The sequence below is a fragment of the Pseudomonas sp. R3.Fl genome (assembly GCF_023516765.1).
GTDB classification, from domain to species: Bacteria; Pseudomonadota; Gammaproteobacteria; order Pseudomonadales; family Pseudomonadaceae; genus Pseudomonas; species Pseudomonas citronellolis.
The window spans coordinates 2,867,808-2,894,764 of record NZ_JAMGSO010000001.1; the positions used below are offsets into that span (position 1 = coordinate 2,867,808).

Consider the following 26,957-nt stretch of genomic DNA (forward strand, 5'->3'; position numbering starts at 1 on the left):
CAAAATACTAAAGAGCTTCCAGCACCCCGTCAAGACAAAGCCCCGGCTGTCAGGACAGCCGGGGCTTCGCTCAAGGCTTAATTGCCACTCAGGTTGAGCGCTTCGGCCAGTGCTGCTTCGGCTTCGCTGGCGCTCACGCGCTGCGGTTTGCCGAGCTCGCGCTGACGCTTGCGCTCGCTGTGATAGGCAAGGCCGGTACCCGCCGGGATCAGTCGACCGACCACCACGTTTTCCTTCAGGCCGCGCAGGAAGTCGCGCTTGCCGGTGACCGCCGCCTCGGTGAGGACGCGGGTGGTCTCCTGGAAGGAAGCCGCGGAGATGAACGACTCGGTCGACAGCGAGGCCTTGGTGATGCCCAGCAGGACGCGCTCGTACTTGGCCGGGAACTTGTCCACGCTGCCCAGCACTTCGTTCTCTTCCAGCACGTGAACCAGTTCGACCTGGTCGCCCTTGATGAAGGAGGAGTCGCCCGACTCGGCCACTTCGACCTTGCGCAGCATCTGCCGCAGGATGGTCTCGATGTGCTTGTCGTTGATCTTCACGCCCTGCAGGCGGTACACGTCCTGGATCTCGTTGACGATGTACTTGGCCAGCTCGCTGACGCCCAGCAGACGCAGGATGTCGTGCGGGTTGCTCGGACCATCGGAGATCACCTCGCCGCGGTTCACCTGTTCGCCTTCGAACACGTTCAGGTGACGCCACTTCGGAATCAGCTCCTCGTACGGATCGCTACCGTCGTTCGGAGTGATGACCAGGCGGCGCTTGCCCTTGGTTTCCTTGCCGAAGGAGATGGTGCCGCTGATTTCCGCCAGGATCGAAGGCTCTTTCGGACGACGAGCTTCGAACAGGTCGGCAACGCGCGGCAGACCACCGGTGATGTCGCGGGTCTTCGAGGTTTCCTGCGGGATACGTGCAACCACGTCACCCACGCGCACCTTGGCGCCGTCGGTCAGGTTGACCAGCGCGTTGGCGGGCAGGAAGTACTGCGCCGGCACGTCGGTGCCCGGCAGCAGCAGGTCCTTGCCTGCGGCGTCGATCAGCTTCACCGCCGGACGGATGTCCTTGCCGGAAGCCGGACGGTCTTTCGGATCCATCACTTCGATGTTGGTCAGACCGGTGAGTTCGTCGGTCTGGCGCTTGACGGTGATGTTCTCTTCCATGCCGGCGAAGGCAACGGTACCGTCCACTTCGGTGACGATCGGGTGGGTGTGCGGGTCCCACTTGGCGACGATGGCGCCCGGGTCGACCTTGTCACCTTCCTTCACGGAGATCACGGCGCCGTACGGCAGCTTGTAGCGCTCGCGCTCGCGACCGAAGTCGTCGGCCACGGCCAGCTCGCCGGAACGGGAAACCGCCACCAGCGCGCCATCGGCACGCTCGACGTGCTTCAGGTTGTGCAGGCGGATGGTACCGCCGTTCTTCACCTGGACGTTATCCACGGCGGAGGTCCGGCTGGCCGCACCACCGATGTGGAAGGTACGCATGGTCAGCTGGGTACCCGGCTCACCGATCGACTGCGCGGCGATGACGCCGACCGCTTCACCGATGTTCACCTGGTGACCACGGGCCAGATCGCGGCCGTAGCACTTGGAGCAGATGCCGTGACGGGTTTCGCAGGTGATCGGCGAACGGACCAGGACTTCGTCGACGCTCATCTGCTCGAGGAAATCGACCCACTTCTCGTCGATCAGGGTACCGGCCGGCACGATGACGTCGTCGCCACCGGGCTTGAACACGTCGCGCGCGACCACACGGCCGAGCACGCGCTCGCCCAGCGGTTCCACCACGTCGCCGCCTTCGATGTGCGGGGACATCAGCAGGCCGTGCTCGGTGCCGCAATCGATCTCGGTCACTACCAGGTCCTGGGCCACGTCGACGAGACGACGGGTCAGGTAACCGGAGTTCGCGGTCTTCAGTGCGGTATCCGCCAGACCTTTACGAGCACCGTGAGTGGAGATGAAGTACTGGAGTACGTTCAGGCCTTCACGGAAGTTCGCGGTGATCGGGGTCTCGATGATCGAGCCGTCCGGCTTGGCCATCAGGCCACGCATACCGGCCAGCTGACGGATCTGGGCCGCGGAACCCCGCGCACCGGAGTCCGCCATCATGTACATGGAGTTGAAGGACTCCTGGTCGACTTCCTTGCCCTCGCGGTCGATGACCTTCTCTTTCGAGAGGTTGGCCATCATCGCCTTGGACACTTCGTCGTTGGCCTTGGACCAGAGGTCGATCACCTTGTTGTACTTCTCGCCCTGGGTTACCAGGCCGGAGGCGTACTGGGTCTCGATCTCCTTCACTTCCTCGGTGGCGGCATTGATGATGCGCGCCTTCTCGTCCGGGATGACGAAGTCGTTCACGCCGATCGAGACGCCGGAGATGGTCGAGTAGGCGAAGCCGGTGTACATCAGTTGGTCGGCGAAGATGACGGTGTCCTTCAGACCCACCACGCGGTAGCAGTGGTTGATCAGCTTGGAGATCGCCTTCTTCTTCATCGGCTGGTTGACCACGTCGTACGGCAAGCCTGCCGGCACGACCTGGAACAGCAGCGCGCGGCCGACGGTGGAGTCGACGATGCGGGTGTTGGCGGTCAGGCTGCCGTCTTCGTTCTTGATCTTCTCGTTGATCCGTACTTTCACGCGGGCGTGCAGGGAGACCTGGCCGCTGCGGTACGCGCGGTCGACTTCCTGCAGGTCGGCGAAGGCCATGCCCTCGCCCTTGGCGTTGATGGCTTCACGGGTCATGTAGTACAGACCCATCACCACGTCCTGCGACGGCACGATGATCGGCTCGCCGTTGGCGGGCGAGAGGATGTTGTTGGTCGACATCATCAGCGCGCGCGCTTCCAGCTGGGCCTCGAGGGTCAGCGGAACGTGCACGGCCATCTGGTCACCGTCGAAGTCGGCGTTGTACGCCGCGCAAACCAGCGGGTGCAGCTGGATCGCCTTGCCTTCGATGAGCACCGGCTCGAACGCCTGGATACCCAGACGGTGCAGGGTCGGCGCACGGTTCAGCAGCACGGGGTGTTCGCGGATGACTTCGGCGAGAACGTCCCAGACCTCGGGCAGTTCGCGCTCGACCATCTTCTTCGCGGCCTTGATGGTAGTCGCCATGCCGCGGGCTTCGAGCTTGCCGAAGATGAACGGCTTGAACAGCTCGAGGGCCATCTTCTTCGGCAGGCCGCACTGGTGCAGGCGCAGGGTCGGGCCGACGGTGATCACCGAACGACCGGAGTAGTCCACGCGCTTGCCGAGCAGGTTCTGACGGAAGCGACCTTGCTTGCCCTTGATCATGTCGGCCAGGGACTTCAGCGGGCGCTTGTTCGAGCCGGTGATGGCGCGACCGCGGCGGCCGTTGTCCAGCAGGGCGTCGACGGCTTCCTGCAGCATGCGCTTTTCGTTGCGCACGATGATGTCCGGAGCGGCCAGGTCGAGCAGGCGCTTCAGACGGTTGTTACGGTTGATCACCCGGCGATACAGATCGTTCAGATCCGAAGTCGCGAAGCGGCCGCCATCCAGCGGAACCAGCGGACGCAGGTCCGGCGGCAGCACCGGCAGGACGGTCAGCACCATCCACTCCGGATGGTTGCCAGAGCCCTGGAAGGCTTCCATCAGCTTCAGGCGCTTGGACAGCTTCTTGATCTTGGTTTCCGAGTTGGTCTGCGGAATCTCTTCGCGCAGACGGCCGATCTCGTGCTCCAGGTCGATCTGGTTGAGCAGCTCGCGAACGGCCTCGGCGCCCATACGCGCGTCGAAGTCGTCACCGAACTCTTCGAGGGCTTCGAAGTACTGCTCGTCGTTCAGCAGCTGGCCCTTCTCCAGGGTGGTCATGCCCGGGTCGATCACCACGTAGCTCTCGAAATAGAGCACGCGCTCGATGTCACGCAGGGTCATGTCCAGCAGCAGGCCGATACGGGACGGCAGGGACTTCAGGAACCAGATGTGGGCGACCGGCGAAGCCAGTTCGATGTGGCCCATGCGCTCGCGGCGCACCTTGGCCAGGGCGACTTCGACGCCGCACTTCTCGCAGATCACGCCACGGTGCTTCAGGCGCTTGTACTTACCGCACAGGCACTCGTAGTCCTTCACCGGGCCGAAGATCTTGGCGCAGAACAGGCCATCGCGCTCCGGCTTGAAGGTACGGTAGTTGATGGTCTCCGGCTTCTTAACTTCGCCGAAGGACCAGGAACGAATCATCTCGGGCGAGGCCAGACCAATACGGATGGCATCGAACTCCTCGATTTGACCCTGGTTTTTCAACAGATTGAGCAAGTCTTTCAAGGCCTTTCCTCCTCACGGACCCGGTGCGGCGGCTGACCGCCGCACCGTTCTAGCGTCACGTGTTATTCGGTTTCCAGTTCGATATCGATGCCGAGCGAGCGGATCTCTTTGATCAGCACGTTGAAGGACTCGGGCATGCCGGCCTCCATGCGGTGATCCCCGTCCACGATGTTCTTGTACATCTTGGTACGGCCGTTCACGTCGTCCGACTTCACGGTCAGCATTTCCTGCAGGGTGTAGGCGGCGCCGTAGGCTTCCAGCGCCCAGACCTCCATCTCCCCGAAACGCTGGCCACCGAACTGCGCCTTACCACCCAGCGGCTGCTGGGTGACCAGGCTGTAGGAGCCGGTGGAACGTGCGTGCATCTTGTCATCGACCAGGTGGTTCAGCTTGAGCATGTACATGTAACCAACGGTGGTCGTACGCTCGAACTGGTTGCCGGTGCGGCCGTCGAACAGGCGCATCTGGCCGCTCTCCGGCAGGTCGGCCAGCTTCAGCATGGCCTTGATCTCGCGCTCCTTGGCACCGTCGAACACCGGGGTAGCCATGGGCACGCCGCCCTTGAGGTTGTTGGCCAGAGCGACGATCTCGTTATCGGACAGCTCTTCCAGGCTCTCCTGGCGGCCACCGATCTCGTTGTAGATCTCGTTCAGGAACTGGCGCAGCTCGGCGATCTTGCGCTGCTCTTCGAGCATGCGGTTGATCTTCTCGCCCAGGCCCTTGGCCGCGAGGCCCAGGTGGGTTTCGAGGATCTGACCGACGTTCATACGCGAAGGTACGCCCAGCGGGTTCAGAACGATGTCCACCGGCGTGCCGTTGACGTCGTGCGGCATGTCTTCGACCGGCATGATCACCGAGACCACACCCTTGTTACCGTGACGGCCGGCCATCTTGTCGCCCGGCTGGATGCGGCGCTTGATGGCGAGGTAGACCTTGACGATCTTCAGCACGCCCGGAGCCAGGTCGTCGCCCTGCTGCAGCTTGCGCTTCTTGTCCTCGAACTTGTCGTCGAGCATCTGACGGCGGTCGCTGAGGTAGGCCTGGGCCTTCTCCAGCTGCTCGTTCAGGGCGTCTTCGGCCATGCGCAGCTTGAACCACTGGCCGCGCTCGAGACCGTCGAGGTACTCGTCGGTGATCTCGGTGCCTTTCTTCAGCGCCGGGCCGCCATCGGCGACGGCGCCGACCAGGGCCGAACGCAGACGCTCGAAGGTGGCGCCTTCGACGATGCGGAACTCTTCGTTGAGGTCCTTGCGGATCTCGTCGAGCTGCATCTTCTCGATGGACAGGGCGCGGCTGTCGCGCTCCACGCCGTCGCGGGTGAAGACCTGGACGTCGATCACGGTGCCCTTGGTGCCGGTCGGCACGCGCAGGGAGGTGTCCTTCACGTCGGACGCCTTCTCACCGAAGATCGCGCGCAGCAGCTTCTCTTCCGGAGTCAGCTGGGTCTCGCCTTTCGGGGTGACCTTGCCGACCAGGATGTCGCCGGCCTGCACTTCGGCGCCGACGTAGACGATGCCGGCTTCGTCCAGCTTGTTCAGCGCGGCCTCACCCACGTTCGGGATGTCCGCGGTGATTTCTTCTGGGCCGAGCTTGGTGTCACGGGCGACGCAGGTCAGTTCCTGGATGTGGATCGTGGTGAAACGATCTTCCTGGACCACGCGCTCGGACAGGCAGATGGAGTCTTCGAAGTTGAAGCCGTTCCAGGGCATGAACGCGACGCGCATGTTCTGGCCCAGGGCCAGTTCACCCATGTCGGTGGACGGACCGTCGGCGAGGATGTCGCCGCGGGCGATCACGTCACCCTTGCTCACCAGCGGACGCTGGTTGATGCAGGTGTTCTGGTTGGAACGGGTGTACTTGGTCAGGTTGTAGATGTCGACGCCGGCTTCGCCGGTTTCGACTTCGTCGTCCGCCACGCGCACCACGATACGGCTGGCGTCGACCGAGTCGATCACGCCGCCGCGGCGAGCCACCACGCATACGCCGGAGTCACGGGCGACGTTGCGCTCCATGCCGGTGCCCACCAGCGGCTTGTCGGCGCGCAGGGTCGGAACGGCCTGACGCTGCATGTTCGAACCCATGAGCGCACGGTTGGCGTCGTCGTGCTCGAGGAACGGAATCAGCGAGGCAGCGACGGAAACGACCTGCTTCGGCGATACGTCCATGAGGGTGACGTCTTCCGGCGCCTTCACGGTGAATTCGTTCAGGTGACGTACGGCGACCAGCTCGTCGATCAGGCGGCCCTTCGCGTCCAGGGTCGCGGAGGCCTGGGCGATCACGTGGTCGGCCTCTTCGATGGCGGAGAGGAACACGATCTCGTCGCTGACCAGGCCTTCCTTCACCACGCGGTACGGGCTTTCCAGGAAGCCGTACTTGTTGGTGCGGGCGTAGGTCGCCAGGGAGTTGATCAGACCGATGTTCGGACCTTCAGGGGTTTCGATCGGGCACACGCGGCCGTAGTGGGTCGGGTGTACGTCACGGACCTCGAAGCCCGCGCGCTCACGGGTCAGACCACCTGGGCCGAGTGCGGAGACGCGGCGTTTGTGGGTGATCTCGGAGAGCGGATTGTTCTGGTCCATGAACTGCGACAGCTGGCTGGAACCGAAGAACTCCTTGATCGCGGCGGCCACCGGCTTGGCGTTGATCAGGTCCTGCGGCATCAGGCCTTCGCTTTCGGCCATGGACAGACGTTCCTTGACCGCGCGCTCGACGCGCACCAGGCCAACGCGGAACTGGTTCTCGGCCATCTCGCCGACGCAACGCACGCGACGGTTGCCCAGGTGGTCGATGTCGTCGACGATGCCCTTGCCGTTACGGATGTCGACCAGAGTGCGCAGTACGTCGACGATGTCTTCCTTGCTCAGCACGCCCGGACCTTCGATCTCGCTGCGGCCGATGCGGCGGTTGAACTTCATGCGGCCGACGGCGGACAGGTCGTAGCGCTCGGCGCTGAAGAACAGGTTGCCGAACAGTGTCTCTGCGGCTTCCTTGGTCGGCGGCTCGCCGGGACGCATCATGCGGTAGATCTCGACCAGGGCTTCCAGCTGGTTGCCGGTGGAGTCGATCTTCAGCGTGTCGGAGATGAACGGACCGCAGTCGATGTCGTTGGTGTACAGGGTTTCCAGGCGCACGACCTGGGCCTTGGCGATCTTCGCCAGTACGTCGACGGTCAGCTCGGTGTTGCACTCGGCGATGATCTCGCCGGTAGCCGGGTGCACGACAGCCTTGGCCACGGTACGGCCAATGAGGTAGTCGAAGGGCACTTCCAGCTCGGTGATGCCAGCCTTCTCCAGCTGGTTGATGTGGCGCGCAGTGATACGGCGGCCCGCTTCGACGATGACCTTGCCGGCGGCATCCTTGATGTCGAAGCTGGCGATCTCGCCGCGCAGACGGTGCGGCACCAGCTCCAGACGCAGACCTTCGCCCTTGATGTGGTAGACGTTGGTCGCGTAGAAGGCATCGAGGATCTCCTCGGTGCTATAGCCCAGCGCGCGCAGCAGGACGGACGCCGGCAGCTTGCGGCGACGGTCGATACGGACGAACACGCAGTCCTTCGGATCGAATTCGAAGTCGAGCCAGGAACCGCGGTAAGGAATGATGCGCGCGGAGTACAGCAGCTTGCCGGAGCTGTGGGTCTTGCCACGGTCGTGGTCGAAGAACACACCCGGGGAACGGTGCAGCTGGGAAACGATGACGCGCTCGGTACCGTTGATGATGAAGGTACCGTTCTCGGTCATCAGGGGGATTTCCCCCATGTAGACTTCCTGCTCCTTGATGTCCTTGATCGCTTTGCTCGACGACTCTTTGTCGAAGATGATCAGGCGCACTTTCACCCGCAGCGGGACGGCGAAGGTCACGCCGCGCAGCACGCACTCCTTGACGTCGAAGGCCGGCTCACCCAGGCGATAACCGACGTATTCCAGGGCAGCGTTGCCGGAATAGCTGATAATCGGGAAAACGGACTTGAAGGCCGCATGCAGACCGATGTCGCGGATCTGATCCTTGCTTGCACCTGCCTGCAGGAATTCGCGATAGGAATCCAGCTGGATGGCCAGCAAATACGGCACATCCATGACGTCCGGCAACTTGCTAAAGTCCTTGCGGATACGTTTTTTCTCAGTGTATGAGTAAGCCATCAGCGTTCCCCAGCTTGGTCACCTGCTTGTTTGGCCTCTCCCACGGGAGCAGCCGAAAAATCGTGCAAACCTGGCGTTTGCGCCACCCCTGAGGGTGGGAGTTTTCCGTTATGGGAAGGGGCCTGTCGGCACCCCACCCAGAACGGAAAAAGGCCGGTGGCAAAAGCCACCAGCCATCAGCCTGTCGCTTGACGCTCGGGCTGTAGACGCAAGGGGCGAGCTTACTTGAGCTCGACCTTGGCGCCAGCTTCTTCCAGGGCTTTCTTGGCAGCTTCGGCCTCTTCTTTCGAAGCGCCTTCCTTGACCACGCCCGGGGCGCCGTCAACGACAGCCTTGGCTTCTTTCAGGCCCAGGCCGGTCAGTTCACGAACGACCTTGATCACGTTCACTTTCTTGTCGCCAGCTTCGGCCAGGACGATGGTGAACTCGGTCTGCTCTTCGGCAGCGGCAGCGGCAACAGCCGGGCCAGCGGCAACAGCGGCAGCAGCGGTAACGCCGAACTTCTCTTCCATCGCCTTGATCAGTTCAACGATCTGCATGACGGACATTTCGGATACGGCGTTGATGATGTCTTCGTTGGTCAGAGCCATGACTCTAATTCCTGTATTGGGTGACGGCGCTCGCGCCATCGATTAAACAAAAAAGGTTTGAAAGCGTACCGGTTGCCTTAGGCAGCGGCGGCTTCTTTCTGGTCGCGAATAGCCGCCAGAGTACGAGCCAGCTTGCTGGTAGCGCCTTGGATCACGCTCATCAGCTGTGCAACGGCTTCGTTGTAGGTCGGCAGGGTCGCCAGAACGTCGATCTGATTGGCTGCGAGGAATTGACCCTCGAACGCGGCCGCCTTGATCTCGAACTTGTCCTGACCCTTGGCGAACTCCTTGAAGATACGGGCGGCAGCGCCCGGATGTTCGTTGGAGAAAGCAATCAGGGTCGGGCCCTTGAACGTGTCGTTGAGCACTTCGAACTGAGTGCCTTCAACGGCGCGCTTGAGCAGGGTGTTACGTACGACTTTCACGTACACACCAGCTGCGCGGGCCTCTTTACGGAGTCCGGTCATTGCGCCGACGGTCACGCCACGGGCATCAGCCACGACAGCGGACAGACCGGCTTTGGCAGCCTCGTTGACTTCAGCGACGATGGCCTTCTTGTCTTCGAGTTTGATTGCCACGGGTTTACTCCTGGATGTTACCGTTTCGTCCAGCCGGAGCCGGACGGCGTTTTGGTGTCTGATCCGGTTAACGAATCGGGAGCACCATCTGCGTAGGCTTGTGGTTTAAGGCTTGCGCCGCCTACGGTCTTGGACAGCCCCCGCCAGGCAGGGACCCCAATACCTGCGGGTGATGAGCCAGGCCCACCACCCGACTTTGTCTTATCAGCCTTCCAGGGAAGCCTGATCGATCTGCAGACCCGGGCCCATGGTGGTGCTCAGGGTCACGCGCTGAACGTACACGCCCTTCGAGGAGGCGGGCTTCAGGCGCTTCAGGTCAGCCAGCAGAGCTTCGACGTTCTGCTTCAGCTTGACCGGCTCGAAATCGATCTTGCCAACGGAGGCGTGGATGATGCCGTTCTTGTCGGTACGGAAGCGAACCTGGCCAGCCTTGGCGTTCTTCACGGCAGTGGCTACGTCCGGGGTCACGGTACCGACTTTCGGGTTCGGCATCAGGCCGCGCGGGCCGAGAACCTGACCCAGCTGACCGACAACGCGCATCGCGTCCGGGGAGGCGATGACCACGTCGTAGCTCAGGTCGCCGGCCTTCATCTCGGCAGCCAGCTCGTCCATGCCGACCTTGTCGGCGCCTGCAGCCAGAGCGGCTTCAGCAGCCGGGCCCTGGGTGAAGACGGCAACGCGGACGCTCTTGCCGGTACCGTTCGGCAGAACGGTGGCACCACGAACGACCTGGTCGGATTTACGCGGATCGACGCCCAGGTTGATGGCGATGTCCACGGACTCCTTGAACTTGATGGTCGACAGCTCGGCCAGCAGTTTGGCGGCATCTTCGAAGCCGTATTGCTTGCCGGCTTCGATTTTCTCGGCGATAGCCTTTTGACGCTTGGTCAGCTTAGCCATTACACACCCTCCACGTTGAGGCCCATGCTACGCGCGGAACCGGCGATGGTACGCACGGCCGCATCCATGTCAGCTGCGGTCAGATCGGCCTGCTTGGCCTTGGCGATCTCTTCCAGCTGAGCACGGGTAACGGTGCCCACTTTCTGGCTGTTCGGGCGGCTGGAACCGCTGCTGATGCCAGCAGCTTTCTTCAGCAGTACCGAAGCCGGGGTGCTCTTGGTTTCGAAGGTGAAGCTGCGGTCGCTGTAAACGGTAATGATCACCGGAGTCGGCAGACCGGGCTCCATGCCCTGGGTCTTGGCGTTGAACGCCTTGCAGAACTCCATGATGTTCACGCCGTGCTGACCCAGAGCGGGACCAACCGGCGGCGACGGGTTGGCTTGACCAGCCTTTACCTGCAGCTTGATGTAAGCCTGAATTTTCTTAGCCATGTGCTACTCCAGTTACGGGTTCTAGCGCCACAAGGGCTCCCCGGTTGCTTTCGCGTTTATCCCAAGGACGACAAAACCCCGCAGCCTCTGGCTGCGGGGTGTGGGATGCATTGTGCCAGTCAGACTTTCTCGACTTGGCTGAACTCCAGCTCTACCGGGGTAGAGCGACCGAAAATGAGCACTGCGACCTGGATCCGGCTCTTTTCGTAGTTGACCTCTTCAACCACGCCATTGAAGTCCGCGAAGGGACCGTCGATGACGCGAACGGTTTCGCCCGGCTCGAAGAGCGTCTTCGGCTTGGGCTTGTCGCCACTGTCGGCGACGCGACGCAGGATGGCTTCAGCCTCCTTGTCGGTAATCGGAGCCGGCTTGTCAGCGGTACCGCCGATGAAGCCCATGACGCGAGGAGTGTCCTTGACCAGGTGCCAGGTACCCTCGTTCATTTCCATCTGCACCAGCACGTAGCCGGGGAAGAACTTGCGCTCGCTCTTGCGCTTCTGGCCGTTACGCATCTCCACGACTTCTTCCGTGGGGACCAGAATCTCGCCGAAGCCATCTTCCATGCCGGCCAGTTTGACCCGCTCGATCAGCGAGCGCATGACATGCTTCTCGTAACCCGAGTAGGCATGCACAACGTACCAACGCTTAGCCACGGAACACCCTTAACCTACGATCATGGAAACAAGCCAACCCAGCAGGGAATCGAGCCCCCACAGCACCAGCGCCATTACCAGCACTACTGCGACCACGATCATGGTGGTCTGAGTCGTTTCTTGGCGAGTCGGCCATACGACCTTGCGAATCTCGGCGCGCGCCTCTTTCGCCAGGGTGAAGAAAGCGCGACCCTTGACGGTTTGCAGGGCTACGAAGCCAGCAACAGCCGCCAGAACAAGGATACCGAGCACGCGATAGAGGAGCGGTTGAGCGGAGTAATACTGGTTGGCGACGACGCCGACCACAACAACCACTGCGACCAAGAGCCACTTCAAGATATCGAAACGCGACTCTTTGGCTTCTGCCTTCGCATTCATCTGCTGGGAATCCCGTTGAAGAAATGCCAAATTTCGTCGAGAAATTTGGCAGGCCAGGAGGGAATCGAACCCCCAACCTGCGGTTTTGGAGACCGCCGCTCTGCCAATTGAGCTACTGGCCTAGAACAAAGTCAGGCCGACCATTATGCCGGCCTGAGAGGGAAAGATCAATCGATTATTCGATGATCTTGGCAACCACGCCGGCACCAACGGTACGACCACCTTCGCGAATAGCGAAGCGCAGGCCGTCTTCCATGGCGATCGGAGCGATCAGGGTGACGGTCATCTTGACGTTGTCACCCGGCATTACCATCTCGACGCCTTCCGGCAGCTCGCAGTTGCCGGTCACGTCGGTGGTACGGAAGTAGAACTGCGGACGGTAGCCCTTGAAGAACGGGGTGTGACGACCACCTTCTTCCTTGGACAGCACGTACACTTCGCACTCGAACTTGGTGTGCGGCTTGATGGTGCCCGGCTTGGCCAGAACCTGGCCACGCTCTACGTCTTCACGCTTGGTGCCGCGCAGCAGGACGCCGACGTTCTCGCCAGCACGACCTTCGTCGAGCAGCTTGCGGAACATTTCAACGCCGGTGCAGGTGGTCTTGGTGGTCGGACGGATGCCGACGATTTCCACTTCTTCCTGGACCTTGACGATACCGCGCTCAACACGACCGGTTACCACGGTGCCGCGGCCGGAGATCGAGAACACGTCCTCGATTGGCATCAGGAACGGCTGGTCGATGGCACGAACCGGCTCAGGGATGTAGGAGTCCAGGGTTTCTACCAGCTTGCGCACGGCGGAAACGCCCATCTCGTTGTCGTCCTGGCCGTTCAGAGCCATCAGAGCGGAACCGATCACGATCGGAGTGTCGTCGCCCGGGAAGTCGTAGGTGTTCAGCAGGTCGCGAACTTCCATCTCGACCAGTTCCAGCAGCTCGGCGTCGTCAACCATGTCGGCCTTGTTCAGGAACACGACGATGTAGGGAACGCCTACCTGACGGGACAGCAGGATGTGCTCGCGGGTCTGCGGCATGGGGCCGTCAGCAGCCGAGCAAACCAGGATCGCGCCGTCCATCTGGGCAGCACCGGTGATCATGTTCTTCACGTAGTCGGCGTGACCCGGGCAGTCTACGTGAGCGTAGTGGCGTACCGGCGAGTCGTATTCGACGTGCGAAGTGTTGATGGTGATACCACGGGCTTTCTCTTCCGGCGCGTTGTCGATCTGGTCGAAGGCGCGAGCGGAGCCACCCCAGGTCTCGGAGCAGACCTTGGTCAGAGCAGCGGTCAGAGTGGTCTTACCGTGGTCGACGTGGCCGATGGTGCCGACGTTGACGTGCGGTTTGTTACGTTCAAACTTCTCTTTAGCCATTTTGACCGTCTCCCACTAGGAATTGAGAAAGCCGTATCACCGATAAAACAAAGGCAGATACTTTCATATCTGCCTTTGTTAAGTGGAGCTCATGAGCGGATTTGAACCGCTGACCTCACCCTTACCAAGGGTGTGCTCTACCAGCTGAGCTACATGAGCAAACATAAGCAGCAAGTCTGGAGCGGGTAGCGGGAATCGAACCCGCATCATCAGCTTGGAAGGCTGAGGTTCTACCACTGAACTATACCCGCGGAGCCTGACGCTCACGCTTGAAACTGGTGGAGGGGGAAGGATTCGAACCTTCGAAGTCTGAGACGTCAGATTTACAGTCTGATCCCTTTGGCCGCTCGGGAACCCCTCCGAGTGAGGCGGCATTCTACAGAGTGCCACCGCGTTGTCAACAGTTTTTTCTTTAAAAACTTGAGCTTAGCTCTTCGACAACGACTTCGCGGACATCCCCTTTCAGGTCCCCCCTACGAAGCGGGCGCCATTTTATGCAAACTATTCGGAGGTTGCAACGCTTTTGCACGGCATTGTTTGCCGTTGCAATTCGGGGAAGTCCACGACCAGCTGACGCAGCAGAGTGTCGTCCGCCAGGCGCCGGCTCTCGGGAGCGATCTGCACCCAGAAGTCGTGGCGGTTGCGCCCCAGCTCCCGCACCAGGGCATCGTATCCGGCGGTCTTCAGGCGCTCGACGACCGCGTCGGCCGAATCCTTGTTCTGGAAGATCCCCAGGGAAATGCCATCGGTGAGGTTGCCCTCGGTGATGATGTAGCTATCGATCTTGCGCGCCTGCAGTTCACGCAGCTGCCAGAGCGAGGCCTGGCGCGACGCCAGGGGCGGCAGGTAGACCCAGTAGTCGGTTCCGGCGGCGGCGTCGATCTTCTGCCGGCTCACGTGCATGTCGAGGCTGGTGAGGCGCTGTTCGAGCGCCTTGGCCCGGTTCTCGTCGGAGAAGGGGCCGAAGTAGAGGCATGCGCTCTCCTGTGCAGGCGGCGCCCCGGCCGCTTCCGACTGGCGCCGCTGCGCGGACTCCGGCGACTCGCTGAGCAGGCGGATGTTCTTCTGCTCGCTGCGGTACAGGCTCAGGGGCGCGATTTCCTTCGCCCGCAAGGGCGTCTGCTGCTGATGCCAGATGAAGTAGAAGGCGTTCAGCACCAGGAGGAACAGAAAGAACCAACGCATGAGGGGTATTACTCCAGCGGGCAGGCGATGGCCAGGCCGGTAAAGACCAGGTCGGGAAGGATTCGCGCCTGGGGCAGCTCATCCCTGACCAGCTCGGCATCTCCGCCGGTGAGGAACACGGCGCAGTCGCCGCCGAGCAACTCGCAGGCCAACTGATATTGCTCGCGCACGAAACCGCGCAGCATCAACAGGCAGCCCCGCTCCACCGCTTCCGCGGTCTCGCGCCCCGGCGAGAGCCCCTGCAAGGCTTCGCGAGCCGCCGCGTCGTCGTAACGGATACGCCGGGTATGGGTGCGCAGTTGGCTCCGCATCAACGGCATGCCCGGGCAGATATAGCCCCCCAGGTGCTGCCCGGCGGCATCCACCAGGTCGGAGGTCACCGCGGTGCCCAGATCGAGCACCAAGCACGCACCACCCGCCAATTTGTAGCCAGCCACCAGAGCCACCCAGCGATCCAGACCGAGGCGCTGGTAGTCGCGATAGCCATTGCGGACACCGGCCAGGACCTCGGCCGGCTGCGCGATGCTCGCGTCTATGCCGAAAGCCTCGCTCAACGCCTGCACGAGCGACGCCGTTTCCTGTTCGCTGCGCACGCTGACCAGACGGCAATGACGAAGCGCGAGCCCCTCGCAGCCGCGCAGCCGCTCGAGCAGCGCAGCATCGGAATCCGCGACGCCGGAGGCAACGGTCGCCAACCCGGCGGAGCGGACCACCCGCCATTTGATCAGGCTATTGCCACAGTCCAGTTCAAGAATCATCAGACAACCTCAGACTCAACTCGCCCCCGCTGAAGCGGCTTTCCACGCCATCGACCTCGAGGCGCAACGCCCCTAGCTCGTCGATCCCCAAGGCGCGGCCGACGATGTGCTTGGCAGCGGTCGAAAGCACGACTTCGCGCCCCTGCCACAGATGGAAGGACTCCCACTCCCGCTGGCTGGCCGCAAAGCCCTGCTCGCGATGACGGGCCAGGTGCCACTCCAATTCCCGGCTCAGCGCGGCGAGCAGTTCGTTGCGATCCACCGGGCGCCCCGCGGCTTCGCGCAAGGACGTCCAGGGCTGATCGATGCCTTCCGCGGCACGCATGTTCACATTGATGCCTATGCCGATGGCCACGCTGCACAGGTCTGCAGGGTCGCCGGTCAACTCCAGGAGAATGCCGGCCAGCTTCTTGCCATCGAGCAGGATGTCGTTCGGCCACTTCAGGCCGACACCGGCGATGCCGAGCGACTGGATGGCGCGCACCACGGCAAGGCCGACGACCAGACTCAGCCCTTCCAGCTCCTTGGGCCCTCCCCTCACGGAGATACCCAGGGTGCAATAAAGGTTGGCGCCGAACGGACTCACCCAGGCGCGCCCGCGCCGCCCCCTTCCCGCCGTCTGCCGCTCGGCCACCACGGCGAAGGGCGTGGCGGCGCCGGCATCCAGGCGGCGCATGACTTCGGCATTGGTCGAATCGACCGAGAACAGCACGTCCAGAGGCCAGGGCGCCCGGACCCGTTGCGGATCGATGGCCACCAGCGGCTCGGCCAGGCGATAGCCACGGCCGCGCACGGATTGCACCTCCAACCCGAACTCGCTCTCCAGGCCCTGCAGGCGTTTCCAGACGGCACTACGGCTGATACCCAGCGCCGCCCCCAGCTCCTCGCCGGAATGGAATCGTCCATCGCCCAGTAGTTTCAGCAATGTCTGCATATCGCGTCCCGCCACAATAAGGCACGCATGATATAGAGGCGCTTTCCGCTTGCCTATGCACTATCGGCGGGCGAAACACCAGGAAATGCCCGGAGCCCCTTGTAGGGCGCATAACCGTTCGCGGTTATGGTCCGACGGCGGATAACGCCTGGGGCGTTATCCGCCCTACGCAAGATGCTTCTCGTAGGATGGTGTTGAGCACAGCGAAACCCATCGCCATGGCCGCATGGGTTTCGCCGGGGTCCGAACCCGCCTGTAGGAGCGAGCTTGCTCGCGAATGAGCCCCTTCGAGGATTCTGTTCGCGAGCAAGCTCGCTCCTACGAAGAGCACTACAGTCTGTAGACAATTACTCCTACGGGCGCAGGAGACACACCCTCGCAGGATGGCGTTGAGCGCAGCGATACCCATCACCATGGCCCCGCCCCCCTGTAGGAGCGGGCCCTGCCCGCGATATCGCGCGCAGGGCGCGCTCCTACAAGGGGAATGCAATGGCGCGGGTATCTGCTCCCATCGCCCCGGCTTTTCCGCGCCCCAAAGCAAAACCCCCGACCAGCCAGGCTGATCAGGGGTTTTGGGATAGGTGCTTGACGATGACCTACTCTCACATGGGGAAACCCCACACTACCATCGGCGATGCGTCGTTTCACTGCTGAGTTCGGGATGGGATCAGGTGGTTCCAACGCTCTATGGTCGTCAAGCAATTCTTTCGGATGCTCGTGGCTTGCGCACACGCTCATCCAGATTCGGGTATGTGACAGGTCTTCTTTGCGGTTCACACAAACTTTCGGTTCGTCGACTTCACCGTCCAACACACAAATTGTTTGGGTGTTATATGGTCAAGCCTCACGGGCAATTAGTATCGGTTAGCTCAACGCCTCACAGCGCTTACACACCCGACCTATCAACGTCGTAGTCTTCGACGGCCCTTCAGGGGAATCAAGTTCCCAGTGAGATCTCATCTTGAGGCTAGTTTCCCGCTTAGATGCTTTCAGCGGTTATCTATTCCGAACATAGCTACCCGGCAGTGCCACTGGCGTGACAACCGGAACACCAGAGGTTCGTCCACTCCGGTCCTCTCGTACTAGGAGCAGCCCCTCTCAAATCTCAAACGTCCACGGCAGATAGGGACCGAACTGTCTCACGACGTTCTAAACCCAGCTCGCGTACCACTTTAAATGGCGAACAGCCATACCCTTGGGACCGGCTTCAGCCCCAGGATGTGATGAGCCGACATCGAGGTGCCAAACACCGCCGTCGATATGAACTCTTGGGCGGTATCAGCCTGTTATCCCCGGAGTACCTTTTATCCGTTGAGCGATGGCCCTTCCATACAGAACCACCGGATCACTAAGACCTACTTTCGTACCTGCTCGACGTGTCTGTCTCGCAGTCAAGCGCGCTTTTGCCTTTATACTCTACGACCGATTTCCGACCGGTCTGAGCGCACCTTCGTACTCCTCCGTTACTCTTTAGGAGGAGACCGCCCCAGTCAAACTGCCCACCATACACTGTCCTCGATCCGGATAACGGATCAGAGTTAGAACCTCAAGCATGCCAGGGTGGTATTTCAAGGTTGGCTCCACGCGAACTGGCGTCCACGCTTCAAAGCCTCCCACCTATCCTACACAAGCAGGCTCAAAGTCCAGTGCAAAGCTACAGTAAAGGTTCACGGGGTCTTTCCGTCTAGCCGCGGATACACTGCATCTTCACAGCGATTTCAATTTCACTGAGTCTCGGGTGGAGACAGCGCCGCCATCGTTACGCCATTCGTGCAGGTCGGAACTTACCCGACAAGGAATTTCGCTACCTTAGGACCGTTATAGTTACGGCCGCCGTTTACCGGGGCTTCGATCAAGAGCTTCGCTTTCGCTAACCCCATCAATTAACCTTCCGGCACCGGGCAGGCGTCACACCCTATACGTCCACTTTCGTGTTTGCAGAGTGCTGTGTTTTTAATAAACAGTCGCAGCGGCCTGGTATCTTCGACCGGCGTGGGCTTACGCAGTAAATACTTCACCCTCACCGGCGCACCTTCTCCCGAAGTTACGGTGCCATTTTGCCTAGTTCCTTCACCCGAGTTCTCTCAAGCGCCTTGGTATTCTCTACCCGACCACCTGTGTCGGTTTCGGGTACGGTTCCTAGTTACCTGAAGCTTAGAAGCTTTTCCTGGAAGCATGGCATCAACCACTTCGCTCTCTAAAAGAAAGCTCGTCATCAGCTCTCGGCCTTGAACACCCGGATTTGCCTAAGTGCCCAGCCTACAACCTTAAACTTGGACAACCAACGCCAAGCTGGCCTAGCCTTCTCCGTCCCTCCATCGCAGTAACTAGAAGTACAGGAATATTAACCTGTTTCCCATCGACTACGCATTTCTGCCTCGCCTTAGGGGCCGACTAACCCTGCGTCGATTAACGTTGCGCAGGAACCCTTGGTCTTTCGGCGTGGGAGTTTTTCACTCCCATTGTCGTTACTCATGTCAGCATTCGCACTTCTGATACCTCCAGCAAGCTTCTCAACTCACCTTCACAGGCTTACAGAACGCTCCTCTACCGCGCATCTTACGATGCACCCGTAGCTTCGGTGTGTGGTTTGAGCCCCGTTACATCTTCCGCGCAGGCCGACTCGACTAGTGAGCTATTACGCTTTCTTTAAAGGGTGGCTGCTTCTAAGCCAACCTCCTAGCTGTCTAAGCCTTCCCACATCGTTTACCACTTAACCACAACTTTGGGACCTTAGCTGACGGTCTGGGTTGTTTCCCTTTTCACGACGGACGTTAGCACCCGCCGTGTGTCTCCCACGCTGACACTTCCAGGTATTCGGAGTTTGCATCGGTTTGGTAAGTCGGGATGACCCCCTAGCCGAAACAGTGCTCTACCCCCTGGAGTGATACGTGAGGCGCTACCTAAATAGCTTTCGAGGAGAACCAGCTATCTCCGAGCTTGATTAGCCTTTCACTCCGATCCACAAGTCATCCCCTACCTTTTCAACGGGAGTGGGTTCGGTCCTCCAGTCAGTGTTACCTAACCTTCAACCTGCTCATGGATAGATCGCCCGGTTTCGGGTCTATACCCAGCGACTAAACGCCCTATTAAGACTCGCTTTCGCTACGCCTCCCCTATTCGGTTAAGCTCGCCACTGAATATAAGTCGCTGACCCATTATACAAAAGGTACGCAGTCACCCAACAAGTGGGCTCCCACTGCTTGTACGCATACGGTTTCAGGTTCTATTTCACTCCCCTCTCCGGGGTTCTTTTCGCCTTTCCCTCACGGTACTGGTTCACTATCGGTCAGTCAGTAGTATTTAGCCTTGGAGGATGGTCCCCCCATGTTCAGACAACGTTTCACGTGCGCCGTCCTACTCGATTTCACTTCCTAGAACCTTTCACATACGGGGCTATCACCCACTATGGCCGCACTTTCCAGAGCGTTCTGTTAGATTCTAAGAAGCTTAAGGGCTAGTCCCCGTTCGCTCGCCACTACTAAGGGAATCTCGGTTGATTTCTGTTCCTCAGGGTACTTAGATGTTTCAGTTCCCCTGGTTCGCCTCACACACCTATGGATTCAGTGTGTGATAACCAGCTTGTGCTGGCTGGGTTCCCCCATTCAGAGATCTCCGGATCAAAGTCTGTTTGCCGACTCCCCGAAGCTTATCGCAGGCTACCACGTCTTTCATCGCCTCTGACTGCCAAGGCATCCACCGTATGCGCTTCTTCACTTGACCATATAACCCCAAGCAATCTGGTCATACGTCTCGAACGTGAAGACGACATTCGCCGAAAATTCGCGCTTGAACTCGCAAATTTTACCTTGACTTGAATGATCACCAGTGAAAGAGATCATTCAGTCTACTTCTATCACATACCCAAATTTTTAAAGAACGGTTCCGGTACAAAGACCAGACAGCAAGGTTCGTTCTATCGAACATTCCTGTCTGAGCTTTACGACGATTGCGGAAGATGGTGGAGCCAAGGAGGATCGAACTCCTGACCTCCTGCGTGCAAAGCAGGCGCTCTCCCAGCTGAGCTATGGCCCCATCAGATCAAGGCACCACCACAACAATTGGTGGGTCTGGGCAGATTCGAACTGCCGACCTCACCCTTATCAGGGGTGCGCTCTAACCAACTGAGCTACAGACCCAATCGTTTCGGCCCTGCAGGTCGACCTCACCCTACTCTCAATCCAAGAGCCTGGGGTGCGCTCTAACCAACCGAGCAACAACCTAATCGTCTAACCAGTGAATCAAGCAATTCGTGTGGGAGCTTATGAGAAAGCTGAGATCATCGATTAAGGAGGTGATCCAGCCGCAGGTTCCCCTACGGCTACCTTGTTACGACTTCACCCCAGTCATGAATCACTCCGTGGTAACCGTCCCCCTTGCGGTTAGACTAGCTACTTCTGGAGCAACCCACTCCCATGGTGTGACGGGCGGTGTGTACAAGGCCCGGGAACGTATTCACCGTGACATTCTGATTCACGATTACTAGCGATTCCGACTTCACGCAGTCGAGTTGCAGACTGCGATCCGGACTACGATCGGTTTTCTGGGATTAGCTCCACCTCGCGGCTTGGCAACCCTCTGTACCGACCATTGTAGCACGTGTGTAGCCCTGGCCGTAAGGGCCATGATGACTTGACGTCATCCCCACCTTCCTCCGGTTTGTCACCGGCAGTCTCCTTAGAGTGCCCACCATAACGTGCTGGTAACTAAGGACAAGGGTTGCGCTCGTTACGGGACTTAACCCAACATCTCACGACACGAGCTGACGACAGCCATGCAGCACCTGTGTTCCGATTCCCGAAGGCACTCCCGCATCTCTGCAGGATTCCGGACATGTCAAGGCCAGGTAAGGTTCTTCGCGTTGCTTCGAATTAAACCACATGCTCCACCGCTTGTGCGGGCCCCCGTCAATTCATTTGAGTTTTAACCTTGCGGCCGTACTCCCCAGGCGGTCGACTTATCGCGTTAGCTGCGCCACTAAGATCTCAAGGATCCCAACGGCTAGTCGACATCGTTTACGGCGTGGACTACCAGGGTATCTAATCCTGTTTGCTCCCCACGCTTTCGCACCTCAGTGTCAGTATCAGTCCAGGTGGTCGCCTTCGCCACTGGTGTTCCTTCCTATATCTACGCATTTCACCGCTACACAGGAAATTCCACCACCCTCTACCGTACTCTAGTCAGGCAGTTATGGATGCAGTTCCCAGGTTGAGCCCGGGGATTTCACATCCATCTTACCAAACCACCTACGCGCGCTTTACGCCCAGTAATTCCGATTAACGCTTGCACCCTTCGTATTACCGCGGCTGCTGGCACGAAGTTAGCCGGTGCTTATTCTGTTGGTAACGTCAAAACAGCAAGGTATTAACTTACTGCCCTTCCTCCCAACTTAAAGTGCTTTACAATCCGAAGACCTTCTTCACACACGCGGCATGGCTGGATCAGGCTTTCGCCCATTGTCCAATATTCCCCACTGCTGCCTCCCGTAGGAGTCTGGACCGTGTCTCAGTTCCAGTGTGACTGATCATCCTCTCAGACCAGTTACGGATCGTCGCCTAGGTGAGCCATTACCCCACCTACTAGCTAATCCGACCTAGGCTCATCTGATAGCGTGAGGTCCGAAGATCCCCCACTTTCTCCCGTAGGACGTATGCGGTATTAGCGCTCCTTTCGGAACGTTGTCCCCCACTACCAGGCAGATTCCTAGGCATTACTCACCCGTCCGCCGCTGAATCCAGAAGCAAGCTCCCTTCATCCGCTCGACTTGCATGTGTTAGGCCTGCCGCCAGCGTTCAATCTGAGCCATGATCAAACTCTTCAGTTCAATACTGATCGGGTTTTGAGAAAACCCTAAACTTGGCTCAGCAATCGCAAAAAACTCTCGAATTCACGAGTGTTACTTGTGATGCTGATAATCTTGCGATCACCAGTCTTAGCTCACAAGCACCCACACGAATTGCTTGATTCAACTTGTTAAAGAGCAGTTGGTTAAGGCTTTCGTCTCAACCGAGGCCGCGCATTCTACGCCAACCTCTTATTTCGTCAAGCGTTATTTTCAGAATTTTTCGTTCCTACTCAACCGCTTGCGCTGTCGATCGGCCGGAGCTTCTCGTCAGCGGGAGGCGCATTCTACAGCGAACAAACTCGCTGTCAAGCACCTCGGCGATCTTCCTTTTGGCTCGCTGCCGGAGCAGCTGTCGAACCCAAAGGCGGCAAGTGAATCACCTGCCTGATCACCACTCTCAACTTCGAACCTGCTTAAGTGCTTGATTTTCAAGCTCTTTCAGCGCTTCATCGCTGGGAGTGGTGCGCATTATAGGGACTTCAGAATGCCCGTCAACACTTTTCTGAAAGTTTTCACTCGGCCAGCAAAGTGACCTTCGCGAACGCCTTCTTGCCGGCCTGCACTATATGAGTAGCACCGACCTTGAAGACGAAGCTGCGATCCACGGCATGGCCATCGATACGCACGCCACCAGCGCCCAGCAGGTCGCGAGCCACGGCGGAGTTCTTCACCAGGCCGGCACGGTTCAGCACGGCGCCGATGGGAAGGTCCTCGGTGGCGGCCACTTCCACTTCCGGGATGTCTTCCGGCAGTTCGCCTTCCTTCAGGCGATTGCCTGCGGACTTGTGGGCATTGGCGGCGGCTTCTTCGCCATGGAAGCGGGCGACGATCTCTTCCGCCAGCTTGATCTTGACGTCACGCGGGTTGGCACCAGCCTCGACATCCTTGCGCAGGGCATTGATCTCGTCCATCGAGCGGAAGCTGAGCAGCTCGAAGTAACGCCACATCAAAGTGTCCGGAATGGAAACGAGCTTGCTGTACATGACACCCGGCGCTTCCTGAATGCCGATGTAGTTGCCCAGGGACTTGGACATCTTCTTCACGCCATCCAGGCCTTCCAGCAGCGGCATGGTCAGGATGCACTGCGGCTCCTGGTCATAGGCGCGCTGCAGCTCGCGCCCCATGAGCAGGTTGAACTTCTGGTCGGTACCGCCCAGCTCCACGTCGGCGCGCAGCGCCACCGAGTCGTAGCCCTGCACCAGCGGATAGAGGAACTCGTGGATGGCGATGGACTGATTGCTGGCATAGCGTTTGCTGAAGTCATCGCGCTCGAGCATACGGGCGACGGTGTACTGGGAGGCGAGACGAATGAAATCGGCCGGAGTCAGCTTGTCCATCCAGGTGGAGTTGAATGCCACCTCGGTCCTGGCCGGGTCGAGGATCTTGAAGACCTGGGATTTGTATGTCTCGGCGTTCTCCAGCACCTGCTCGCGGGTCAGCGGCGGACGGGTGGCGCTCTTGCCGCTGGGGTCGCCGATCATCCCGGTGAAGTCCCCGATGAGGAAGATCACCTGATGACCGAGGTCCTGGAACTGACGCAGCTTATTAATGAGGACGGTATGCCCGAGGTGCAGGTCCGGCGCGGTCGGGTCGAAACCCGCCTTGATCCGCAGTGGCTGGCCGCGCTTGAGCTTCTCGACCAGCTCAGCCTCCACCAGAAGTTCATCCGCACCACGCTTGATCAGCGCCAGCTGCTCTTCGACCGACTTCATCACAGTTCCCGTTCCGTTTTTCCGGCAATCAAAAGGGAACCAACCATACAAGATCGGGCACTAAAAACAAGTTTTGCCCGGCGTACGGGGAAATGGCGTCAAACCCTGGGCGATAGACTTGCTTCGAGGGGAATTTGGTTATATTTTAGGCAGTTATTTCACATTCCAAAAACACCACTCATGCCATGACGCAATCGAATCAGAAAGCGCCCTACTATCCGAAGAGCCATCTGCTGGCCGCAAGCGGTGTAGCAGCGCTCCTCAGCCTGGCTCTGCTGGTGTTCCCCTCGAGTGAAGTCGAGGCGAAGAAGACCACGCTCAATCTGGAGCTGGACGGCGGTTCCGACCGCATCATTCAGGAAAAGGACGACCTGCGAAGCCCGCAGGTCACCGAGAACAGCGATTCTCCCTTCGCACGGATCGAAGGGCAGAACGACGACAACCGCGCCGGAAAAGACGCGGAAGAAGAAAAGAAAGAACTCAAGGCTTCCAACGACACCCAACCCGCCACGCCCGCCGAACCGGCGTGGAAACGCGTGACCGTGGGCAAGGGCGACACCCTTTCCACCGTCTTCGCCAAGGCTGGCCTGCCGGCCGGCCTGGTGCACGACGTGCTGGCCAGCAGCAAGGACGCCAAGCAGTTCACCCGCCTGGACGTCGGCCACGAAGTCGAGTTCCTGATCAGCCCGCAAGGCGAGCTGCAGAGCCTACGCATCAAGCAGAGCGACCTGGAGACCATCAGCCTGAACAAGTCCGCCAAGGGCTATGCGTTCAAGCGCGACCTGGTCAAGCCGGATGTGCACACCGCCTACGCCCATGGCCGCATCGACAGCTCGCTGTTCACCGCGGGCAAGGAAGCCGGCCTGTCCCATGACCTGATCATGGCCCTGGCGAACATCTTCGGCTACGACATCGACTTCGCCCTCGACCTGCGCGAAGGCGACCAGTTCGACGTGATCTACGAGAAGAAGGTGGTCAACGGCCGCCAGGTGGACACCGGCAACATCCTCGCCGCGCGCTTCATCAACCGCGGCAAGGAATACACCGCGGTGCGCTTCACCAACAAGACCGGCAACACCAGCTACTACCGCGCCGACGGCACCAGCATGCGCAAGGCGTTCATCCGCACCCCGGTGGACTTCGCCCGCATCAGCTCGCGCTTCTCCATGGGGCGCCTGCACCCGATCCTGAACAAAATCCGCGCGCACAAGGGCGTCGACTACGCCGCGCCCATCGGCACGCCGATCAAGGCCACCGGCGACGGCAAGGTGCTCGAGGCCGGGCGCAAGGGCGGCTACGGCAACGCGGTGGTCATCCAGCACGGCTCGACCTACCAGACCGTCTACGGCCACATGAGCCGCTTCGCCAAGGGCATCCGCAGCGGCGTCGCGGTCAAGCAGGGGCAGATCATCGGCTACGTCGGCATGACCGGCCTGGCCACCGGCCCGCACCTGCACTACGAGTTCCATGTCAACGGCCAGTACGTCGACCCGCTGAGCGCCAAGCTGCCGATGGCCGACCCGCTGGCCGGCCCGGACCGCAAGCGTTTCCTGGCCCAGACCCAGCCGCTGATGGCGCGCATGGACCAGGAGAAGCCCACCTCCCTGGCCATGAACAAGCAACAAGAGCAGCAGCGCTGAGCCATGGCGCTCTACCTGGGAGTGATGTCCGGCACCAGCCTCGATGGCCTGGACATCGCCCTGGTCGAGCAGGGTGAGGATTCCACCACCCTGCTCGCCTCCCACTACCTCCCTATGCCCGCGGACCTGCGCGCCGAACTCCTGGCCCTGTGCGCCAGCGGCCCCGACGAGATCGCCCGCGGTGCCTGCGCCGAGAATGCCTGGGTACGGCTCGCCGCCCAGGGCATCCTGGAACTGCTGCAGCGCCAGCAATTGCCGCCGCAAGCCATCCGCGCCATCGGCAGCCACGGTCAGACCGTGCGCCACGAGCCGCAGCGCGGCTTCACCGTGCAGATCGACAATCCCGCCCTGCTCGCCGAGCTGACCGGCATCGACGTGGTGGCCGACTTCCGCCGCCGCGACCTGGCCGCAGGTGGCCAGGGCGCGCCGCTGGTCCCGGCCTTCCACCAGGCGCTGTTCGGCAACGAAAAGCTGCGAGCCGTATTGAACGTCGGCGGCTTCAGCAACGTCTCGCTGCTCGCCCCGGGCGAGCCGGTACGCGGCTTTGACTGCGGACCGGGCAACGTGCTGCTGGACAGTTGGATCCACGACCAGCGCGGCGAATCCTATGACCGCGACGGCGCCTGGGCGGCCAGCGGCCAGGTGAATGACGGACTGCTGCAGCGCTTCCTCGCCGACGACTTCTTCGCCACCCGCGGGCCGAAGAGCACCGGGCGCGAACGTTTCAACCTGCCCTGGCTGAAGGCGAAGCTGGCCGAAGGCCCCGTCCTGCCCGCCGAGGACGTGCAGGCCACCCTGCTGGAGCTCAGCGCCCGCAGCATCGCCGAATCCCTGCTGCACGCACAGCCGGGCTGCGAAGAAGTACTGGTATGCGGCGGCGGCGCCTTCAATGGCGCATTCATGGCGCGCCTGGCGGCGCACCTGCCCAGGGCGAAGGTGGCCAGTACTGCGGAATATGGCGTGGCGCCGGAATGGATGGAGGCCATGGCCTTCGCCTGGCTGGCGCACCGTTTCCTCCAGCGCCTGCCCGGCAACCGCCCGGAAGTCACAGGCGCGGCCGGGCCACGGATACTCGGCGCCCTCTACCCCGCCTGAACAAACGAAAACGCCGCGCAGATGCGCGGCGTTTCGTCATTACGGCCGACTCAGATCGAGAACGACTGTCCGCACCCGCAGGTGGTGGCGGCGTTCGGGTTCTTGATCACGAAGCGCGAACCTTCCAGGCCTTCCTGGTAGTCCACCTCGGCGCCGGCGAGGTACTGGAAGCTCATCGGGTCGACCACCAGGCTGACACCATCGCGTTCCACCACGGTGTCGTCGTCCGCGGTGTCCTCGTCGAAGGTGAAGCCGTACTGGAAGCCCGAGCAGCCGCCGCCGGTGACGAAGACGCGCAGTTTCAGACGCGGATTGCCTTCTTCGTCGATCAGCGTCTTCACCTTGTGCGCGGCCCCGTTGGAGAAGATCAGCGGGGTGGGGGTGAAGGTCTCGATGGTCATGTCAGATGTCTCCCGGCCGAAGCCGTACGTTACAACATTGCGGGCTATTATCCGCTTACCCGAGAAAAATGGTCA

Annotated in this window: 17 protein-coding genes, 6 tRNA genes and 3 rRNA genes; 3 read left to right on the top strand and 23 right to left on the bottom strand. The window is 60.5% G+C overall.

Annotation, left to right across the window (positions count from 1 at the left end; translation table 11 throughout):
* Positions 1-77 precede the first annotated feature (77 nt).
* From rpoC to M8R19_RS12650, 21 genes are all read right to left on the bottom strand, one after another.
* Positions 78-4,277 (bottom strand): DNA-directed RNA polymerase subunit beta', encoded by a 4,200-nt coding sequence (gene rpoC, locus M8R19_RS12550; RefSeq protein ID WP_074986514.1) that lies wholly within the window; start codon positions 4,275-4,277, stop codon positions 78-80.
* 62 nt (positions 4,278-4,339) lie between these two features.
* Positions 4,340-8,413: a DNA-directed RNA polymerase subunit beta gene (gene rpoB, locus M8R19_RS12555; RefSeq protein WP_074986516.1), complete on the bottom strand. Its 4,074-nt coding sequence runs from the start codon at positions 8,411-8,413 to the stop codon at positions 4,340-4,342.
* A 221-nt stretch (positions 8,414-8,634) separates the two neighbouring features.
* Entirely contained in the window at positions 8,635-9,003 is a 369-nt protein-coding gene (rplL, locus tag M8R19_RS12560; RefSeq protein WP_009617125.1) for a 50S ribosomal protein L7/L12, read from the bottom strand.
* A gap of 77 nt (positions 9,004-9,080) precedes the next feature.
* Complete coding sequence (gene rplJ / locus M8R19_RS12565; protein ID WP_009617123.1) at positions 9,081-9,581, bottom strand: 50S ribosomal protein L10; 501 nt, start codon at positions 9,579-9,581, stop codon at positions 9,081-9,083.
* 204 nt (positions 9,582-9,785) lie between these two features.
* Positions 9,786-10,481: a 50S ribosomal protein L1 gene (gene rplA / locus M8R19_RS12570; RefSeq protein ID WP_074986520.1), complete on the bottom strand. Its 696-nt coding sequence runs from the start codon at positions 10,479-10,481 to the stop codon at positions 9,786-9,788.
* Complete coding sequence (rplK, locus tag M8R19_RS12575) at positions 10,481-10,912, bottom strand: 50S ribosomal protein L11 (RefSeq protein WP_074986522.1); 432 nt, start codon at positions 10,910-10,912, stop codon at positions 10,481-10,483. The genes rplA and rplK overlap by 1 nt, the downstream gene beginning before the upstream one ends.
* 119 nt (positions 10,913-11,031) lie before the next feature.
* Positions 11,032-11,565 carry a transcription termination/antitermination protein NusG gene (gene nusG, locus M8R19_RS12580; protein WP_074986525.1) on the bottom strand — a complete coding sequence of 178 codons (534 nt, stop codon included), beginning with the start codon at positions 11,563-11,565 and terminating at the stop codon, positions 11,032-11,034.
* Positions 11,566-11,574: 9 nt separating this feature from the next.
* Positions 11,575-11,943 (bottom strand): preprotein translocase subunit SecE, encoded by a 369-nt coding sequence (secE, locus tag M8R19_RS12585; RefSeq protein ID WP_074986527.1) that lies wholly within the window; start codon positions 11,941-11,943, stop codon positions 11,575-11,577.
* Between the two features lie 46 nt (positions 11,944-11,989).
* Positions 11,990-12,065 (bottom strand) — tRNA-Trp (locus M8R19_RS12590).
* A gap of 53 nt (positions 12,066-12,118) precedes the next feature.
* Positions 12,119-13,312, bottom strand: a complete 1,194-nt coding sequence (tuf, locus tag M8R19_RS12595) for an elongation factor Tu (protein ID WP_009617114.1) — start codon at positions 13,310-13,312, stop codon at positions 12,119-12,121.
* An 83-nt stretch (positions 13,313-13,395) separates the two neighbouring features.
* Positions 13,396-13,471, bottom strand: a tRNA-Thr gene (locus tag M8R19_RS12600).
* 18 nt (positions 13,472-13,489) lie between these two features.
* Positions 13,490-13,563: transfer RNA gene (locus M8R19_RS12605), tRNA-Gly, on the bottom strand.
* A 25-nt stretch (positions 13,564-13,588) separates the two neighbouring features.
* Positions 13,589-13,673: transfer RNA gene (locus tag M8R19_RS12610), tRNA-Tyr, on the bottom strand.
* Positions 13,674-13,813: 140 nt separating this feature from the next.
* A complete protein-coding gene (locus tag M8R19_RS12615) occupies positions 13,814-14,497 on the bottom strand; it encodes an SPOR domain-containing protein (protein ID WP_249917950.1) in 684 nt (227 codons plus the stop codon).
* A gap of 8 nt (positions 14,498-14,505) precedes the next feature.
* Positions 14,506-15,255 (bottom strand): pantothenate kinase, encoded by a 750-nt coding sequence (locus tag M8R19_RS12620; protein WP_249917951.1) that lies wholly within the window; start codon positions 15,253-15,255, stop codon positions 14,506-14,508.
* On the bottom strand, positions 15,245-16,189 hold the full coding sequence (gene birA / locus M8R19_RS12625) for a bifunctional biotin--[acetyl-CoA-carboxylase] ligase/biotin operon repressor BirA (protein WP_249917952.1): 945 nt from the start codon (positions 16,187-16,189) through the stop codon (positions 15,245-15,247). The genes M8R19_RS12620 and birA overlap by 11 nt, the downstream gene beginning before the upstream one ends.
* A 583-nt stretch (positions 16,190-16,772) precedes the next feature.
* Positions 16,773-16,888, bottom strand: a 5S ribosomal RNA gene (gene rrf, locus M8R19_RS12630).
* A gap of 134 nt (positions 16,889-17,022) precedes the next feature.
* A 23S ribosomal RNA gene (locus M8R19_RS12635) occupies positions 17,023-19,912 on the bottom strand.
* A 236-nt stretch (positions 19,913-20,148) separates the two neighbouring features.
* A tRNA-Ala gene (locus M8R19_RS12640) sits at positions 20,149-20,224 on the bottom strand.
* Between the two features lie 27 nt (positions 20,225-20,251).
* A tRNA-Ile gene (locus M8R19_RS12645) sits at positions 20,252-20,328 on the bottom strand.
* A 148-nt stretch (positions 20,329-20,476) separates the two neighbouring features.
* Positions 20,477-22,013, bottom strand: a 16S ribosomal RNA gene (locus M8R19_RS12650).
* Together the 16S, 23S and 5S rRNA genes with 2 tRNA genes alongside form the textbook arrangement of a ribosomal RNA operon.
* A gap of 136 nt (positions 22,014-22,149) precedes the next feature.
* Here M8R19_RS12650 and M8R19_RS12655 point away from each other — a divergent pair.
* Entirely contained in the window at positions 22,150-22,422 is a 273-nt protein-coding gene (locus M8R19_RS12655; protein WP_249917953.1) for a hypothetical protein, read from the top strand.
* A 124-nt stretch (positions 22,423-22,546) separates the two neighbouring features.
* Here M8R19_RS12655 and tyrS read toward each other — a convergent pair whose 3' ends face one another.
* Complete coding sequence (gene tyrS / locus M8R19_RS12660) at positions 22,547-23,746, bottom strand: tyrosine--tRNA ligase (protein WP_074984260.1); 1,200 nt, start codon at positions 23,744-23,746, stop codon at positions 22,547-22,549.
* A 185-nt stretch (positions 23,747-23,931) separates the two neighbouring features.
* Between tyrS and M8R19_RS12665 the strand changes: the two genes are divergently transcribed.
* Together M8R19_RS12665 and M8R19_RS12670 are read left to right on the top strand one after the other, a co-directional pair.
* Positions 23,932-25,386, top strand: coding sequence for a peptidoglycan DD-metalloendopeptidase family protein (locus tag M8R19_RS12665; RefSeq protein WP_249917954.1), 1,455 nt, complete (start codon positions 23,932-23,934; stop codon positions 25,384-25,386).
* A 3-nt stretch (positions 25,387-25,389) separates the two neighbouring features.
* Complete coding sequence (locus tag M8R19_RS12670; protein WP_249917955.1) at positions 25,390-26,481, top strand: anhydro-N-acetylmuramic acid kinase; 1,092 nt, start codon at positions 25,390-25,392, stop codon at positions 26,479-26,481.
* A gap of 50 nt (positions 26,482-26,531) precedes the next feature.
* Here the strand turns inward: M8R19_RS12670 and erpA are convergent, their stop codons facing one another.
* Positions 26,532-26,882, bottom strand: a complete 351-nt coding sequence (erpA, locus tag M8R19_RS12675) for an iron-sulfur cluster insertion protein ErpA (RefSeq protein WP_009615673.1) — start codon at positions 26,880-26,882, stop codon at positions 26,532-26,534.
* Positions 26,883-26,957: the final 75 nt, after the last annotated feature.